The 14382-nt window shown below is 43.1% G+C and carries 13 protein-coding genes and 3 rRNA genes; all 16 read left to right on the top strand.

What is annotated here, in order from left to right; translation table 11 throughout:
- Positions 1 to 12: 12 nt before the first annotated feature.
- The 16 genes from ACNQFZ_RS11270 to rsmI all read left to right on the top strand — a co-directional run bounded on the left by ACNQFZ_RS11270 (position 13) and on the right by rsmI (position 14310).
- Positions 13 to 336, top strand: coding sequence for a YbaB/EbfC family nucleoid-associated protein (locus tag ACNQFZ_RS11270; protein WP_458411444.1), 324 nt, complete (start codon positions 13 to 15; stop codon positions 334 to 336).
- A 22-nt stretch (positions 337 to 358) separates the two neighbouring features.
- Positions 359 to 955 (top strand): recombination mediator RecR, encoded by a 597-nt coding sequence (recR, locus tag ACNQFZ_RS11265; protein WP_458411443.1) that lies wholly within the window; start codon positions 359 to 361, stop codon positions 953 to 955.
- A gap of 20 nt (positions 956 to 975) precedes the next feature.
- A complete protein-coding gene (locus tag ACNQFZ_RS11260) occupies positions 976 to 1197 on the top strand; it encodes a YaaL family protein (RefSeq protein ID WP_458411442.1) in 222 nt (73 codons plus the stop codon).
- Positions 1198 to 1283: 86 nt separating this feature from the next.
- Positions 1284 to 1562, top strand: coding sequence for a pro-sigmaK processing inhibitor BofA family protein (locus tag ACNQFZ_RS11255; RefSeq protein ID WP_458411441.1), 279 nt, complete (start codon positions 1284 to 1286; stop codon positions 1560 to 1562).
- A gap of 405 nt (positions 1563 to 1967) precedes the next feature.
- Positions 1968 to 3514: ribosomal RNA gene (locus ACNQFZ_RS11250) — 16S ribosomal RNA — on the top strand.
- A 153-nt stretch (positions 3515 to 3667) separates the two neighbouring features.
- Positions 3668 to 6600: ribosomal RNA gene (locus ACNQFZ_RS11245) — 23S ribosomal RNA — on the top strand.
- A gap of 216 nt (positions 6601 to 6816) precedes the next feature.
- A 5S ribosomal RNA gene (rrf, locus tag ACNQFZ_RS11240) occupies positions 6817 to 6933 on the top strand.
- The 16S, 23S and 5S rRNA genes sit together here, the layout of an rRNA operon.
- A 672-nt stretch (positions 6934 to 7605) precedes the next feature.
- Positions 7606 to 7851: a sigma factor G inhibitor Gin gene (locus tag ACNQFZ_RS11235; RefSeq protein WP_458411440.1), complete on the top strand. Its 246-nt coding sequence runs from the start codon at positions 7606 to 7608 to the stop codon at positions 7849 to 7851.
- Between the two features lie 80 nt (positions 7852 to 7931).
- Positions 7932 to 9377, top strand: a complete 1446-nt coding sequence (locus ACNQFZ_RS11230) for an aminotransferase class I/II-fold pyridoxal phosphate-dependent enzyme (RefSeq protein ID WP_458411439.1) — start codon at positions 7932 to 7934, stop codon at positions 9375 to 9377.
- 52 nt (positions 9378 to 9429) lie between these two features.
- The gene (gene tmk / locus ACNQFZ_RS11225; RefSeq protein ID WP_458411438.1) at positions 9430 to 10062 is read left to right on the top strand and encodes a dTMP kinase; all 633 of its coding nucleotides are present in this window, start codon (positions 9430 to 9432) and stop codon (positions 10060 to 10062) included.
- A 37-nt stretch (positions 10063 to 10099) separates the two neighbouring features.
- Positions 10100 to 11089 carry a DNA polymerase III subunit delta' gene (holB, locus tag ACNQFZ_RS11220; RefSeq protein WP_458411437.1) on the top strand — a complete coding sequence of 330 codons (990 nt, stop codon included), beginning with the start codon at positions 10100 to 10102 and terminating at the stop codon, positions 11087 to 11089.
- A gap of 2 nt (positions 11090 to 11091) precedes the next feature.
- The gene (locus tag ACNQFZ_RS11215) at positions 11092 to 11907 is read left to right on the top strand and encodes a PSP1 domain-containing protein (RefSeq protein ID WP_458415371.1); all 816 of its coding nucleotides are present in this window, start codon (positions 11092 to 11094) and stop codon (positions 11905 to 11907) included.
- A gap of 23 nt (positions 11908 to 11930) precedes the next feature.
- On the top strand, positions 11931 to 12296 hold the full coding sequence (yabA, locus tag ACNQFZ_RS11210; RefSeq protein ID WP_458411436.1) for a DNA replication initiation control protein YabA: 366 nt from the start codon (positions 11931 to 11933) through the stop codon (positions 12294 to 12296).
- Between the two features lie 107 nt (positions 12297 to 12403).
- Positions 12404 to 13147, top strand: coding sequence for a tRNA1(Val) (adenine(37)-N6)-methyltransferase (locus tag ACNQFZ_RS11205; RefSeq protein WP_458415370.1), 744 nt, complete (start codon positions 12404 to 12406; stop codon positions 13145 to 13147).
- Positions 13131 to 13457 carry a GIY-YIG nuclease family protein gene (locus ACNQFZ_RS11200; protein WP_458415369.1) on the top strand — a complete coding sequence of 109 codons (327 nt, stop codon included), beginning with the start codon at positions 13131 to 13133 and terminating at the stop codon, positions 13455 to 13457. The genes ACNQFZ_RS11205 and ACNQFZ_RS11200 overlap by 17 nt, the downstream gene beginning before the upstream one ends.
- Entirely contained in the window at positions 13432 to 14310 is an 879-nt protein-coding gene (gene rsmI / locus ACNQFZ_RS11195) for a 16S rRNA (cytidine(1402)-2'-O)-methyltransferase (protein ID WP_458411435.1), read from the top strand. Before ACNQFZ_RS11200 ends, rsmI begins: the two co-directional genes overlap by 26 nt.
- Positions 14311 to 14382: the final 72 nt, after the last annotated feature.

Below are 14382 nucleotides of genomic sequence, written 5' to 3'. Positions count from 1 at the left end.
AGGTTTCACTATATGCGTGGTGGAATGGGAAATATGAATAATATGATGAAACAAATGCAAAAGATGCAAAAGCAAATGCAGCAGTCACAAGAAGAATTGGTAGCAATGGTATTTGAAGGAACAGCCGGTGGTGGAATGGTTACTGTTTCTGTTACTGGTGGAAAGGTCGTACAAGAAGTTAAAATTAAAGAAGAAGTAGTAGACCCTGAGGATATTGAAATGCTGCAAGACTTAATCATGGCTGCAACGAATGATGCTTTAAAGCAAGTCGATGAAAAAACAGCCCAAACAATGGGTAAATTTACGCAAGGTTTAAATATTCCGGGCTTATTCTAATTTTTTAGGGGAGATTAAAAGAATGCATTACCCTGAACCAATTGCGAAGCTTATAGATAGCTTTATGAAGTTGCCAGGTATCGGTCCAAAAACAGCCGTTCGTCTGGCTTTTTTTGTCTTAAAAATGAAAGAAGAGGATGTGTTAGAGTTCGGCAAGGCATTAGTGAATGCTAAAAGAAATTTAACACATTGCTCTGTTTGTTTTAATATTACGGATCATGACCCATGCTCTATTTGTGACGACCAGTACCGTGACCGCAGTGTCATTTGCGTTGTTCAAGACCCTAAAGACGTTATCGCGATGGAAAAGATGAAGGAATACCGCGGTCTTTACCATGTTCTTCACGGCGCTATTTCTCCGATGGATGGCATTGGGCCAGAGGATATAAAAGTGGCTGAGCTTTTAAAAAGATTGCAAAATGAGGAAGTACAAGAAATCATTCTTGCAACAAATCCTAATATTGAAGGGGAAGCGACCGCCATGTATATTTCACGTTTGATTAAACCTTCGGGCATTCGCATTACGAGGATTGCTCATGGACTACCGGTTGGCGGAGACTTGGAATATGCTGACGAAGTTACTCTTTCAAAAGCATTAGAAGGACGGCGTGAACTATAGTGGATTAGGGGGAGTTTTTGATGTTTTTCCGACGCAAAGGGAAACTCAGACGAGATACAGATCAAAAACTGTGGGATGCCTTAAATGAATTGAAGGTAGAGTGGATGAGAAATAAAGAATTAATGGAAAAAAGTATTGATACAAATGTACAACTGTTAAATGATTTAAAGGTTTCTGAAGCTAAATATTTTTATTTAGTAAGAGAAGCAAAAATTCGCCGTCTTACAGCAGAACATAAATAAAGAGCTGCTATTGTTCTTTTTTACGCTTCCCTATCATAAAAATGATAATGATAATTGGGACAAAGTTATGAAAGGGGAAGCGGTTGATGGATGTAAGTGCATTTGAGCCAACAACGATTGTCGTTATTCTTGGGGGAATCATTGGCCTTCTATTAATATTAGGTGCACCAATCAAACCAGTACGAATGGTGGGCGGCGGTCTAATCAGAATCATGCTTGGTGCGTTAGGTCTATTTATCATAAATTCAATTGGAACATTAATGGGATTTCATATTCCAATTAATTTGGTAACTGCCTCAGTATCGGGATTGTTAGGGATACCTGGTATGGCTGCATTAATTGCCATTGATCAATTCGTTTTGTAAGGGTCTGACCAATATTTTTGGTCAGATTTTTTTGTTGAATTATTTTGTAGAAATTTGTTGACTCGTTTGTTTTGTGGTGGTATATTATAAAAGTCGCTGTTAGTGATGTTCACAAAATGTTCACAAACAAGAATTAATCTGTTGTTTCATTTTGTAATCTTAATAAATTAATATTGACATTATGTCTGTATTAATTTAGAATAATAGAAGTCGCCTCGGAAGAGAAAATAATAACAAAAAAAGTTATTGACTTCCACGAAGTGGTTTGGTATAATAAAATATGTCGATGAGATAATAAAGACGACATAAAATGATCTTTGAAAACTAAACAAAATGTCAAGCGTGCAAATAAAGTTGAACCTTTGAGTTCAACATAAGTCAGTTTAATTTTGAGCAATCAAACACTTTTTGGAGAGTTTGATCCTGGCTCAGGACGAACGCTGGCGGCGTGCCTAATACATGCAAGTCGAGCGGATGACGAGGAGCTTGCTCCTCTGATTCAGCGGCGGACGGGTGAGTAACACGTGGGCAACCTGCCTGTAAGACTGGGATAACTTCGGGAAACCGGAGCTAATACCGGATAACTCATAAGACCACATGGTCTTATGATAAAAGATGGTTTCGGCTATCACTTACAGATGGGCCCGCGGCGCATTAGCTAGTTGGTGAGGTAACGGCTCACCAAGGCGACGATGCGTAGCCGACCTGAGAGGGTGATCGGCCACACTGGGACTGAGACACGGCCCAGACTCCTACGGGAGGCAGCAGTAGGGAATCTTCCGCAATGGACGAAAGTCTGACGGAGCAACGCCGCGTGAGCGATGAAGGCCTTCGGGTCGTAAAGCTCTGTTGTTAGGGAAGAACAAGTATCAGTTAACTGCTGGTACCTTGACGGTACCTAACGAGAAAGCCACGGCTAACTACGTGCCAGCAGCCGCGGTAATACGTAGGTGGCAAGCGTTGTCCGGATTTATTGGGCGTAAAGCGCGCGCAGGCGGTTCTTTAAGTCTGATGTGAAAGCCCCCGGCTCAACCGGGGAGGGTCATTGGAAACTGGGGAACTTGAGTGCAGAAGAGAAGAGCGGAATTCCACGTGTAGCGGTGAAATGCGTAGAGATGTGGAGGAACACCAGTGGCGAAGGCGGCTCTTTGGTCTGTAACTGACGCTGAGGCGCGAAAGCGTGGGGAGCAAACAGGATTAGATACCCTGGTAGTCCACGCCGTAAACGATGAGTGCTAAGTGTTGGAGGGTTTCCGCCCTTCAGTGCTGCAGCTAACGCATTAAGCACTCCGCCTGGGGAGTACGGTCGCAAGACTGAAACTCAAAGGAATTGACGGGGGCCCGCACAAGCGGTGGAGCATGTGGTTTAATTCGAAGCAACGCGAAGAACCTTACCAGGTCTTGACATCCTCTGACAATCCTAGAGATAGGACTTTCCCTTCGGGGACAGAGTGACAGGTGGTGCATGGTTGTCGTCAGCTCGTGTCGTGAGATGTTGGGTTAAGTCCCGCAACGAGCGCAACCCTTGTCCTTAGTTGCCAGCATTCAGTTGGGCACTCTAGGGAGACTGCCGGTGACAAACCGGAGGAAGGTGGGGATGACGTCAAATCATCATGCCCCTTATGACCTGGGCTACACACGTGCTACAATGGATGGTACAAAGGGAAGCAAGACCGCGAGGTGGAGCCAATCCCATAAAGCCATTCTCAGTTCGGATTGTAGGCTGCAACTCGCCTACATGAAGCCGGAATCGCTAGTAATCGCGGATCAGCATGCCGCGGTGAATACGTTCCCGGGCCTTGTACACACCGCCCGTCACACCACGAGAGTTTGTAACACCCGAAGTCGGTGGGGTAACCTTTTGGAGCCAGCCGCCTAAGGTGGGACAGATGATTGGGGTGAAGTCGTAACAAGGTAGCCGTATCGGAAGGTGCGGCTGGATCACCTCCTTTCTAAGGAAAATAAGGTACGCTTCGACATTTTGTTTAGTTTTGAGAGAGCATTTCTCTCAGAACTTGTTCCTTGAAAACTAGATAATCGTAAACATTCATATTTACTGTAAGAAAGTTCTTATTACAATCATGATGATTCAATCAATCATCTTAGGTTAAGTTAGTAAGGGCGCACGGTGAATGCCTTGGCACTAGGAGCCGATGAAGGACGGGACTAACACCGATATGCTTCGGGGAGCTGTAAGTAAGCTTTGATCCGGAGATTTCCGAATGGGGAAACCCACTGTTCGTAATGGGACAGTATCTTTACCTGAATACATAGGGTATTGAAGGCAGACCCGGGGAACTGAAACATCTAAGTACCCGGAGGAAGAGAAAGCAAATGCGATTTCCTTAGTAGCGGCGAGCGAAACGGAAACAGCCCAAACCAAGAGGCTTGCCTCTTGGGGTTGTAGGACACTCTATACGGAGTTATAAAGGAATGAAGTAGGTGAAGTGGTCTGGAAAGGCCAGCCAAAGAAGGTAACAGCCCTGTAGCTGAAACTTCGTTCCCTCTTGAGTGGATCCTGAGTACGGCGGGACACGTGAAATCCCGTCGGAAGCTGGGAGGACCATCTCCCAAGGCTAAATACTCCCTAGTGACCGATAGTGAACCAGTACCGTGAGGGAAAGGTGAAAAGCACCCCGGAAGGGGAGTGAAAGAGATCCTGAAACCGTGTGCCTACAAGTAGTTGGAGCCCATTCAAGGGTGACAGCGTGCCTTTTGTAGAATGAACCGGCGAGTTACGATCCCGTGCAAGGTTAAGTCGATGAGACGGAGCCGCAGCGAAAGCGAGTCTGAATAGGGCGTTAAGAGTACGTGGTCGTAGACCCGAAACCAGGTGATCTACCCATGTCCAGGTTGAAGTCCAGGTAACACTGGATGGAGGACCGAACCCACGCACGTTGAAAAGTGCGGGGATGAGGTGTGGGTAGCGGAGAAATTCCAATCGAACTTGGAGATAGCTGGTTCTCCCCGAAATAGCTTTAGGGCTAGCCTTAAGGTAAGAGTCTTGGAGGTAGAGCACTGATTGGACTAGGGGCCCCCATCGGGTTACCGAATTCAGTCAAACTCCGAATGCCAAAGACTTATCCTTAGGAGTCAGACTACGAGTGATAAGGTCCGTGGTCAAAAGGGAAACAGCCCAGATCACCAGCTAAGGTCCCAAAGTGTACGTTAAGTGGCAAAGGATGTGGAGTTGCCCAGACAACCAGGATGTTGGCTTAGAAGCAGCCACCATTTAAAGAGTGCGTAATAGCTCACTGGTCGAGTGACTCTGCGCCGAAAATGTAACGGGGCTAAACGTACCACCGAAGCTGTGGATTGACACTTACGTGTCAGTGGTAGGGGAGCGTTCTAAGGGCTTTGAAGCTAGACCGAAAGGACTGGTGGAGCGCTTAGAAGTGAGAATGCCGGTGTGAGTAGCGAAAAGACAGGTGAGAATCCTGTCCATCGAAAGCCTAAGGTTTCCTGAGGAAGGCTCGTCCGCTCAGGGTTAGTCGGGACCTAAGCCGAGGCCGAAAGGCGTAGGCGATGGCCAACAGGTTGATATTCCTGTACCACCTCTTTACCGTTTGAGCAATGGAGGGACGCAGTAGGATAGGGTAAGCGCGCCGTTGGTTGTGCGCGTCCAAGCAGTTAGGCTAATGAGTAGGCAAATCCGCTCATTGTAAAGGCTGAGCTGTGATGGCGAGGGAAAATAGTACCGAAGTTCCTGATTCCACACTGCCAAGAAAAGCTTCTAGCGAGGTAGAAGGTGCCCGTACCGCAAACCGACACAGGTAGGCGAGGAGAGAATCCTAAGATGCGCGAGAGAACTCTCGTTAAGGAACTCGGCAAAATGACCCCGTAACTTCGGGAGAAGGGGTGCTCTGGTAGCGTGCAAGCGCGAGAGAGCCGCAGTGAATAGGCCCAAGCGACTGTTTAGCAAAAACACAGGTCTCTGCGAAGCCGTAAGGCGAAGTATAGGGGCTGACACCTGCCCGGTGCTGGAAGGTTAAGAGGAGGGGTTATCCTTTACGGAGAAGCTCTGAATCGAAGCCCCAGTAAACGGCGGCCGTAACTATAACGGTCCTAAGGTAGCGAAATTCCTTGTCAGGTAAGTTCTGACCCGCACGAAAGGTGTAACGACTTGGGCACTGTCTCAACGAGAGACTCGGTGAAATCATAGTACCTGTGAAGATGCAGGTTACCCGCGACAGGACGGAAAGACCCCATGGAGCTTTACTGCAGCCTGATATTGAATTTTGGTACAGCTTGTACAGGATAGGTAGGAGCCTGAGAAGCCGGAGCGCCAGCTTCGGTGGAGGCATCGGTGGGATACTACCCTGGCTGTATTGAAATTCTAACCCACGCCCCTGATCGGGGCGGGAGACAGTGTCAGGTGGGCAGTTTGACTGGGGCGGTCGCCTCCCAAAGAGTAACGGAGGCGCCCAAAGGTTCCCTCAGAATGGTTGGAAATCATTCGCAGAGTGTAAAGGCACAAGGGAGCTTGACTGCGAGACCTACAAGTCGAGCAGGGACGAAAGTCGGGCTTAGTGATCCGGTGGTTCCGCATGGAAGGGCCATCGCTCAACGGATAAAAGCTACCCTGGGGATAACAGGCTTATCTCCCCCAAGAGTCCACATCGACGGGGAGGTTTGGCACCTCGATGTCGGCTCATCGCATCCTGGGGCTGTAGTCGGTCCCAAGGGTTGGGCTGTTCGCCCATTAAAGCGGTACGCGAGCTGGGTTCAGAACGTCGTGAGACAGTTCGGTCCCTATCCGTCGTGGGCGCAGGAAATTTGAGAGGAGCTGTCCTTAGTACGAGAGGACCGGGATGGACGCACCGCTGGTGTACCAGTTGTCTTGCCAAAGGCATCGCTGGGTAGCTATGTGCGGACGGGATAAGTGCTGAAAGCATCTAAGCATGAAGCCCCCCTCGAGATGAGATTTCCCATTCGTAAGAAGTAAGATCCCTCAGAGACGATGAGGTAGATAGGTCTGAGGTGGAAGCGTAGCGATACGTGGAGCTGACAGATACTAATCGATCGAGGACTTAACCAAAAAGAAAAGCGGAAGCGACCGTTTAGCGCACGACAAAACTGGAGCGCATCGACTGAGATAAAGGAAACACGACGAACGAAAGTGAGTCGATGTTGACTTATCGTAGGGAGATGAGCGGAAGTTTACTAGTCGTTGGGAGCTGGAGCTGGACAATGCATGGTAAATATGAATCTTGATTATCTAGTTTTGAAGGAACAACCTTCATTTAAATATATGTTTGGTGGCGATAGCGAAGAGGCCACACCCGTTCCCATTCCGAACACGGAAGTTAAGCTCTTCAGCGCCGATGGTAGTTGGGGGCTGTCCCCCTGTGAGAGTAGGACGTTGCCAAGCAAAAGAAAAGAGTAGAGTAGCGAATATGCTACTCTTTTTTCGTGTTTAAAATTTATATTTAAGTATGTTATTTTTCTTATTCAGTAAATATGTTTTTCAAACAATAACCGGCATTAAATTAACTAAAATACTTGCTATGTTAAAGTTCTGTAGACCATAGCATTTGCAGTATTGGTGCCGGAGGTAGTAAAAATGTAAGTGAATGGTCGCTGGCAAAGGTAAATAGAGCCCGAAAGCGGTGGAAAACCAAGTATGCGGTCACTAGCATAGCCAAGTAGAGCCCAAAGGTAGCATAAAATCAAATACACAGTCACTAGCAAGACCAAGTAGAACCCAAAAGCAGCAAAAAAACAACTGCACAGTCACTAGCAAGACCAAGTAGAACCCCAAAAGTAGCAAAAAAACAAGTGCATGGTCACTAGCAATGCTAAGTAGAAACCCAAAGCAGCAGCTAATAATCCTTAATAAACGTTAATAATCCCTAAAATATAGTGTAATTAGACAATTGTAAGGCTTTTTCCTTTTTCCCCTAGACAGACACGATTAAATAATCCCTTTCATAAAATGGCATTACTATTACTTATGGTTCTGTATATAATGTTTTGTTTATTCGAAATAGTGTATAAATTTTAAATCCAATGGCGATAATGTTGCTGTGGAGGTGGAAACCGGATGGATTCAAATCATGTAAAGTCGAATTCGAACTCTGAATCAACACCAGGTGCAAATAATGATTCAGTTGGGGAAACGTGCATTATTTGTGACCAAAAGAAAGAAAATGGCATTCATATTTATACGCAATTCATTTGCGATGAATGTGAGAAAGAAATTGTTTCAACAGAAACAAGCGATGTGAGATACAAATATTATTTAACTCAACTAAAAAAGGTAATCGAGCCAATGCTTCATATTAAATAAGCGACAGATCCAAACAAGTTTAGGGTCTGTTTTTTCATTGTGCTAAAATAATGGGGAATAATATGAAACGAGGATATATTATGAAACAGAACGAACTCCCTTTATATAATGGACTATTAAACCACGTAAAAACAAATCCAATTTCATTTCATGTTCCGGGCCATAAAAATAGCACGGTGTTTCCATCCTTAAAACAAAATGTTTTTCAGGAACTTTTACAAGTAGATCAAACAGAGCTGAGTGGACTTGATGACTTGCATTCTGCAAATGGAATGATTAAGGAAGCCCAGGAATTGGCTGCGGCACTATATAAGGTAGAGAAAAGCTTTTTTTTGGTAGGTGGGTCAACGGCAGGTAATCTAACAATGATATTAGCTACCTGTGAAGCAAATGATACTGTTTTAGTTCAGCGCAATAGCCATAAATCGATAATGAATGCTTTAAAATTGGCAGATGTTCAGCCTGTATTTTTAAACCCTGAATATGACAGCGATGGGCAAATAGCTACAAGTGTTTCCTATCAAACGGTTGAGGCGGCTATCAAGCAGTACCCTTTTGCTAAGTCGCTCATTTTGACATCACCCAACTACTACGGAATAGTTTCAAAGGAACTTCGGAAAATTATAAATCTAGCACATGCCAATGGATTAATCGTTCTTGTAGATGAGGCACATGGTGCCCATTTCATTTTAGGTGACCCGTTTCCTCCTTCTGCTGTTCAATTAGGGGCCGATATTGTAGTACAATCCGCGCATAAGACATTACCAGCGATGACAATGGGCTCATTTCTTCATGTGAATAGTCCTAAGATTGACCTAGAACAAATTCAGTACTATCTGCAGGTTGTACAATCAAGCAGTCCATCCTATCCAATCATGGCGTCCTTGGATATTGCCCGATACTATTTAGCCCATATTACCGAAAATGAAAAAAGGAGCATTATTGATCATCTTCATAATTTTCGAGAACAACTTGCAACTATTCCACAACTTGTAGTCATCACTAACAAAAGCAATACTTATTTCAGTGACCCATTAAAGCTCATTGTTCAAACCAATTGTGAATTATCAGGGTATGGCATGCAGCAGGAATTTGAAAAGCAGTCCATTTTTACAGAGCTTGCTGATCCCTTGAACGTCCTGTTTGTTTTACCATTAGCCGTGGTTCATGACTGGACAAGCATTACCGATAGACTTAAAAGAGCAGTCGAACATAAACCTTTACATTCAAATCCCCTAAAAATGATATATAGCTCAATTAACCATGATGCAGTTATTTCAAACTTGGCTATCAACTATAAGGATATGAAAAAATACAAAAAGGAAGTGGTTCCACTCGGAAGAGCAGTGGGCCGAATTGCAGCAGCACCAATCATCCCTTATCCACCAGGAGTGCCACTCATTATGGAAGGGGAAGAAATAATGATTCAACAAGTTGAGAAACTAAGGGTGTTGATAAATACTGGGGCATACATCCAAAATGGGAAGGATATTTTTAAAAATGGACTTGAGGTATTTAAGATGTAATAATATACTTGCAGAATCATACCATTTTAAATAAAACTGTAGGAGAATTACTATGGGAAAAGGTTTATTTATTACATTTGAGGGCCCAGAAGGTGCTGGGAAGTCAACGATTATTAAACGGATTCAAGTTGATTTGGTAAAAAAGGGATTGTCTGTTATTTTAACTCGTGAACCGGGTGGAATTGAAATTGCAGAAAAAATCCGTTCTATTATATTGGATAAAAGTCATACAATGATGGATGGACGCACGGAAGCATTGTTGTATGCGGCAGCAAGACGGCAACATCTAATAGAGAAGGTCATTCCAGCGCTTAAAAGTGGACAAATTGTATTATGTGACCGCTTCATAGACAGCAGCTTGGCTTATCAAGGCCATGCACGGGGCCTAGGTGTTGAAGAGGTATTTTCAATCAATGAGTTTGCCATTGATGGTTATATGCCCCACTTAACGTTGTATCTAGATGTTACACCCGAAACGGGTCTAGAACGTATTACAAAGGATAAAGGACGGGAAATTAATCGTTTAGACCTAGAGACCATCGACTTCCACCATAAAGTCCGTGAAGGCTATAAACTGCTTCTCAGAAGGTTTCCGGAGCGAATAATTGAAATAAATGCGGAGCAGTCTGAGAATAAAGTTTATGAAGATGTAAAAGAGGTCATAGGCAAATACATCATGGTATAATCAATAAAAATGTATTCAGGAAAATGTGGTGATTGTTATGCAAACATGGGAGCAACTACGAAAAACACAGCCGAATGTAGTGCGGATGCTGACCAATAGCATTTTAAAAGACCGTATCGCCCATGCTTATTTATTTGAAGGTGGGCGTGGAACTAGTAAAAAGGATGTCAGCATTCAGCTTGCCAAAAGCTACTTTTGTAGGAATAGAGATGGGGCAGAGCCTTGCCAATCATGTATTGAATGCAAACGAATTGAATCTGGCAACCATCCTGATGTTTATATATTATCACCAGACGGTTTATCGTTAAAAAAGGAACAGATTAAGGAATTACAGCGAGAGTTTTCAAAAAAGAGTGTGGAGTCAAAGGGGAAAATCTATATCATTGAGCATGCCGATAAAATGACAAATCAGGCAGCGAATAGCTTATTAAAATTTCTAGAGGAACCCGGTGGACGGACCATCGCTATACTTCTTACTGAACAGGGACAACAAATTCTACCGACAATACTATCAAGATGTCAAATCTTGAATTTTAGGCCGCTGACTCCGGAACTTCTTTTACAGAAATTAGACGAACAAGGCGTCCCTACTTATCTAGGGAAAGTTGTTGCCTCTCTTACCAATAATATTAATGAGGCACTTACCATTATTTCAGACGATTGGTTTGCACAAGCTCGAAATGTAGTGATACAATTAAATGAGGTCCTTTTAAAGAGGGGCCACCATGCTTTTCTTTTTTTACATGAGCATTGGCTCTCACATTTTAAAGAAAAAGAGCAGCTTAATGTAGGTTTGGATTTATTATTATTATGGTTTAAAGACCTTTTATATATCCAAATTGGGGAAGAAAATAGTCTCATTTATATAGATCAAAAGGAATTGCTTGAGGCGCAGTCTATGCAATTTTCACAGAGGAAGATTGCAGATTGTTTAACCATGATATTAGAAGCAAAAAAGCGGTTAAATGCCAATGTCAATCCTTCATTATTGATGGAGCAGCTAGTAATAAAGTTGCGGGAGGGATAATGTTGTATGATGTAGTCGGAGTTCGCTTTAAAAAGGCGGGTAAAATATACTATTTTGATCCAGGTGAAATAAAAGTAGCCAAAGGTGATTTTGTCATCGTTGAAACTGTGCGCGGCATTGAATTTGGCAAGGCTGTAATCAGCCACAAAAAAGTCGATGAAAATGATATCGTTCTACCTTTAAAGAAGGTGATTCGCCTTGCCGATGAAAGTGATGTCTCAAATGTTGAGGAAAATAGAAAAGAAGCTAAGCAAGCGTATGAGGCCTGTACGAAAAAAATAGAAGAGCATGGGTTGGAAATGAAGCTAGTAGACGTAGAGTATACGTTTGATAGAAATAAAATTATTTTCTATTTTACTGCCGATGGCCGCGTTGATTTTCGTGAGCTGGTTAAAGACTTAGCGGCAATTTTTAGGACAAGGATAGAACTTCGCCAAATCGGCGTCCGGGATGAGGCAAAAATGCTCGGGGGGATTGGACCGTGCGGCAGAATGCTATGTTGTTCTACGTTTTTAGGTGATTTCGACCCGGTATCGATAAAAATGGCTAAGGACCAAAACTTATCATTAAACCCTGCTAAAATATCTGGACTTTGCGGACGCCTGATGTGTTGTTTGAAGTATGAAAATGACGACTATGAAACGGCAAAAGCAGAGTTGCCGGATTTAGGCGACCCTATTCAAACGCCACAGGGAAATGGCAAAGTGATTGGCTTGAATATATTAGAAGGTATTATTCAAGTTGAATTGCTTGAGTTTGAGCGTGTCGTTGAATATACGATTGATGAGTTAATAGAGCAAGGGACCGTGTCGTTTTAGGCCACAAGTAGAGGTGTATAAAAGTGGACAAAAAACAATTATTTGATCAAGCGATAAAAATGCAAGAACAAATCGGTCAATTATATAAAGAGCTAGGTGAATTCAAAACACATCTTGCACAGTTATTAGAGGAAAACCACCAATTAAAAGTGGAAAACCATCATCTGAGGCAACGTCTTGATAAAGAGACTGAGGATGAGCCTAGGAAAGGCGCTTCTAAAGGAAAGAAGAACAAGAACTCCGAGCCATCAGCAGTGGATATAGGAGAAGGATACGATAATTTGGCGCGCCTTTACCAAGAAGGATTTCATATTTGTAATGTTCACTATGGAAGCTTACGAAAAGACGGAGATTGTTTATTTTGCTTATCATTTTTGAATAAAAAGTAGGCTTTTACCTGTTTTGATATATACTATTTATACAGCCTTTCCTATAATGGGAGAGGCTTTTTTAATAATATAATTTATATTTTTACATAAAAGGAAGGTCAACCATGATTGAATTACGTGGAGATGAGCGGTTAGATTATTTGTTGGATGAACGGATGAAGATTGTGCAAAGTCCATCTGTTTTTAATTTTTCATTAGATGCAGTACTTTTGGCTAATTTCGTTTATGTTCCCATTCAAAAGGGAAATTTACTTGATTTATGTACGGGTAATGCTGTCGTTCCGCTTTTGTTAAGTGAACGCACAAAAGGGAATATTACTGGGGTTGAAATTCAAGACCGGATTTATGATATGGCGGTAAGAAGTATCCAGTATAACAACTTGGAAGATCGCCTATCTGTTATTCACGGTGACATAAATGATATGCCTAATGTTTTAGGCAACGCACAATTTGATGTAGTGACGTGCAATCCGCCATATTTTCCAACACCAAGTGAAGCTGAGTATAATGAAAATCCTCATTTGGCAATTGCCCGCCATGAAATTTATTGTACATTAGAGGATGTTATAAGAGTTTCGAGCAGGCTTGTTCGCCACGGTGGCAAAGTGGCCCTTGTCCATCGTCCAAAAAGGCTGCTTGATATCGTTATGTTCATGAGACAATATAAAATAGAGCCTAAAAGGCTGCGGCTTGTTTATCCAAAGGCAGGAAAAGAAGCAAATACACTGCTGGTAGAAGGCACAAAGTACGGGAAAGCTGGCCTCAAAATTTTACCTCCGCTTTATGTGTATCAGGAGAATAACGAGTATACAGAGGAGATGTTTGAAATTTTATATGGAAAGCAGCAATAAGTATTATGTGTATATCCTTAAGTGTCACGATGGGTCGTATTATACAGGCTATACGAATAATTTAGAAAAGAGAATTGAAAAGCATCAAAAGGGAAAAGGTGCAAAGTATACAAGAGGGCGGACCCCCGTTGAACTTTTGTTCTACGAAGAATATGAGTCTAAAAGAGAAGCTTTACAGGAAGAATATCGAATAAAACAATTAACACGGGAACAAAAGGAAAAATATATGCAAAAGACCAAGCACCATTCCATGTGCGGGGAAGATGAGAAAAGAGGGAAGTTTTGTGAGACAGCAACAAAAGAGCTTTAGTGCAAGAACGGAAGGTGTATTATACTTAGTTCCGACTCCCATTGGCAATTTAGAGGATATGACATTCCGCGCTATTCGTATTTTACAGGAAGCTGACTTGATTGCTGCCGAGGATACAAGGCAGACTGTCAAGCTTTTGAACCATTTTGAAATTTCAACACCGCTGACAAGCTATCATGAGCATAATAAACGGGAAAGTGGAACTAAATTACTTGAAGAAATAAGAAATGGGAAGACCGTAGCGTTGGTGAGCGATGCGGGAATGCCCGCTATATCCGACCCGGGCTATGACTTGGTTGTTGAAGCACTTGAGGAAAATATTGCGGTTATTGCTTTGCCGGGAGCCAATGCGGCTCTAACTGCCCTTATTGCTTCTGGACTGCCAACAGATCACTTTTATTATTATGGCTTTTTACCAAGAGGAAAAAAGGAAAGAGTGACAGAGCTGGAAAAACTGAAGGGATTTACGGATCCAATTATATTTTATGAGGCCCCGCATCGTCTGAAAGAGACATTGACTGCTATTGAAAAGGTTTTGGGAGCCGAGCGTCGGGCATCCCTTTCAAGAGAGTTAACTAAAAAGTTTGAAGAGTATATTAGAGGGACTATGAGCGAGCTTATCGAATGGGCAGATGAGGAGAACGTTCGCGGGGAATTCTGCATTATTGTTGAAGGAGCCAATGCCGAAGAGCTGCAAGATGAGGATTGTTGGTGGTCAGACTTACATATTAAAGAGCATGTCGAGTACTATATTGAAAAAGAGGGCTTGCGCTCGAAGGATGCTATTAAAAAGGTGGCAGATGAGCGCGGGATACCGAAACGAGAGGTATACCAATTGTTTCATATAGAATAAGGAAACGGGGGCATCCAGCCTCTTTTAATTGCCAAAGAAGGATTCCATCAGCCAATGATTGTTCCCAAATGT

The organism is Schinkia acidoalkalinis, from assembly GCF_054301215.1.
This window is presented reverse-complemented; position numbering and strand designations above follow the sequence as displayed.

Coding starts and splice junctions, on each gene's coding strand:
- ACNQFZ_RS11270 (WP_458411444.1), top strand. CDS start 13: ATGCGTGGTGGAATGGGAAATATGAATAATATGATGAAACAAATGCAA.
- recR (WP_458411443.1), top strand. CDS start 359: ATGCATTACCCTGAACCAATTGCGAAGCTTATAGATAGCTTTATGAAG.
- ACNQFZ_RS11260 (WP_458411442.1), top strand. CDS start 976: ATGTTTTTCCGACGCAAAGGGAAACTCAGACGAGATACAGATCAAAAA.
- ACNQFZ_RS11255 (WP_458411441.1), top strand. CDS start 1,284: ATGGATGTAAGTGCATTTGAGCCAACAACGATTGTCGTTATTCTTGGG.
- ACNQFZ_RS11235 (WP_458411440.1), top strand. CDS start 7,606: ATGGATTCAAATCATGTAAAGTCGAATTCGAACTCTGAATCAACACCA.
- ACNQFZ_RS11230 (WP_458411439.1), top strand. CDS start 7,932: ATGAAACAGAACGAACTCCCTTTATATAATGGACTATTAAACCACGTA.
- tmk (WP_458411438.1), top strand. CDS start 9,430: ATGGGAAAAGGTTTATTTATTACATTTGAGGGCCCAGAAGGTGCTGGG.
- holB (WP_458411437.1), top strand. CDS start 10,100: ATGCAAACATGGGAGCAACTACGAAAAACACAGCCGAATGTAGTGCGG.
- ACNQFZ_RS11200 (WP_458415369.1), top strand. CDS start 13,131: ATGGAAAGCAGCAATAAGTATTATGTGTATATCCTTAAGTGTCACGAT.